The following is a 2,379-nucleotide window of genomic DNA, read 5'->3' on the forward strand; positions in this document are numbered from 1 at the left end:
AAGGGCCGTAGTGAAGGCCAGTGGGCGTTGGGTGAGCGTGAGCCGCTCAATCCGACCGAGCAGCTCAAGTTCGATGACGCTCCGCTGAATGTGCGGGCCCGGATCGAAAACGTGTATGCCCGGCAGGGTTTCGACAGCATCGACAAGACGGATCTGCGTGGCCGGTTCCGCTGGTTGGGGCTGTATACCCAGCGTGCCGAAGGCTACGACGGGACCTGGACGGGTGATGAGAACGCTGATTTGCTGGAGGCCAAATATTTCATGATGCGGGTGCGCACGGACGGCAAGGCGCTGTCGGCTGCCGCGGTGCGCACGCTGGGCGAGATCTCCACCGAATTCGCACGTGACACCGCCGACATCTCCGATCGGGAAAACCTGCAGTGTCACTGGATCGAGATCGAAAACGTCCCGCAGATCTGGAAGCGGCTGGAGGCGGTCGGCCTGCAGACCACCGAAGCGTGCGGGGATTGCCCGCGCGGGATGCTCGGGTCGCCTCTGGCGGGTGATTCGCTCGACGAGGTGCTCGACGCCACCCCCGCGCTGGATGAGATCGTGTGCCGCTACGTGGGCAAGCCGGAGTATGCGAACCTGCCGCGCAAGTACAAGACGGCGGTGTCGGGGCTGCAGGATGTGGCGCACGAGATCAACGATGTGTCGTTTGTCGGGGTCAACCATCCCGAGCACGGCCCGGGCCTGGATTTGTGGGTTGGCGGCGGGTTGTCGACGAACCCGATGCTGGCCCAGCGGGTCGGCGTGTGGGTGCCGCTGGACGAGGTGCCCGACGTGTGGGAAGCGGTCACCTGCGTGTTCTGCGACTACGGTTATCGGCGGCTGCGTTCCAAGGCGCGGCTGAAGTTTTTGATCAAGGACTGGGGCGTCGAGAAATTCCGGGAAGTTCTCGAAACCGAGTACTTGGGCCGCAAGCTGATCGACGGCCCCGCCCCCGAGCCGGTCAAGCACCCGATCGACCACGTCGGGGTGCAGCGGCTGCGCAACGGGCTCAACGCGATCGGGGTTGCGCCGATCGCCGGGCGGGTGTCGGGCACCGTCCTGTCGAAGGTGGCCGACCTGATGGAGCGCGCAGGCTCCGACCGGGCCCGGTTCACGGCCTATCAGAAGCTGATCATCCTCGACGTGCCCGACGAGAAGCTCGACGAGACGATCGCCGGCCTGGACGCGCTGGGGTTGCCGTCGCGGCCGTCGCACTGGCGGCGCAACCTGATGGCCTGCAGCGGTATTGAGTTCTGCAAGCTGTCGTTCGCCGAGACCCGCGGCCGCTCGCAGGTGCTGGTGCCCGAGCTGGAGCGCAAGCTCGAGGACATCAACGCCCAGCTCGACGTGCCGATCACGATCAACATCAACGGCTGCCCCAACTCGTGCGCGCGCATCCAGGTCGCCGACATCGGTTTTAAGGGCCAGATGGTCGATGACGGCCACGGCGGCTCGGTGGAGGGATTCCAGGTGCACCTGGGCGGGGGCCTTGGACTGGACAGCGGCTTCGGCCGAAAACTGCGCCAGCACAAGGTCACCAGCGACGAGCTGCCCGATTACATCGACCGGGTGGTGCGCAACTTCGTCAAACAGCGCGACGCAGGGGAACGGTTCGCCACCTGGGCGGCCCGCGCCGACGAGGCGGACCTGCGATGACCTATACCGAGGAGCAGCTGCGGGAGTTGGCGGCACGCGGCGCGGCCGAGTTGGACGGCGCCAGCGCCACCGAGCTGCTGCGCTGGACCGACGAGAACTTCGGCGGGGTGCACGGCCCGCGCGGGGCGGCGACCTGTAACTACGTGGTGGCCTCCAACATGGCCGACGCGGTGCTCGTCGATATGGCGGCCAAGGTGCGGCCCGGAGTGCCGGTGCTGTTCCTGGACACCGGCTATCACTTCGTGGAGACCATCGGCACCCGCGACGCCATCGAGGCGGTCTACGACGTCCGCGTGCTCAACGTGACCCCGCAGCACACCGTCGCCGAGCAGGACAAGCTGCTGGGCAAGGATCTGTTCGCCCGCGAGCCCAACGAGTGCTGCCGGCTGCGCAAGGTCGAGCCGCTGTCCAAGGCGCTGCGCGGCTACTCCGCGTGGGTGACCGGCCTGCGCCGGGTCGAGGCGCCCACCCGCGCCAACGCGCCGCTGATCAGCTTCGACGAGGCTTTCAAGCTGGTGAAGGTCAATCCGCTGGCCGCATGGACCGATCAGGACATGGACAACTACATCGCCGAGAACGATGTGCTGGTCAATCCGCTTGTCTACGAAGGTTATCCGTCCATCGGCTGCGCCCCGTGCACGACCAAGCCGGCGGAGGGTGCCGATCCACGCAGCGGACGCTGGCAAGGCACCGGCAAAATCGAATGCGGGCTGCACGCATCGTGAACTCGCT

At 66.5% G+C, this 2,379-nt stretch carries 2 protein-coding genes; both read left to right on the forward strand.

Features of this window, described 5'->3' with window-relative positions:
• Positions 1-1,647 (forward strand): nitrite/sulfite reductase (locus tag AWC14_RS04710; protein WP_052425718.1); only part of this gene is annotated, 1,647 nt, incomplete at its 5' end.
• Positions 1,644-2,372 (forward strand): phosphoadenylyl-sulfate reductase, encoded by a 729-nt coding sequence (locus AWC14_RS04715; protein ID WP_045385714.1) that lies wholly within the window; start codon positions 1,644-1,646, stop codon positions 2,370-2,372. The genes AWC14_RS04710 and AWC14_RS04715, both read left to right, overlap by 4 nt.
• Positions 2,373-2,379: the final 7 nt, after the last annotated feature.

Origin of the sequence: Mycobacterium kyorinense (assembly GCF_002101735.1) — a bacterium.
GTDB classification, from domain to species: domain Bacteria; phylum Actinomycetota; class Actinomycetes; order Mycobacteriales; family Mycobacteriaceae; genus Mycobacterium; species Mycobacterium kyorinense.

Excerpts from the sequence above, each read along its gene's own strand:
- AWC14_RS04715 (WP_045385714.1), top strand. The coding sequence starts at position 1,644 with ATGACCTATACCGAGGAGCAGCTGCGGGAGTTGGCGGCACGCGGCGCG.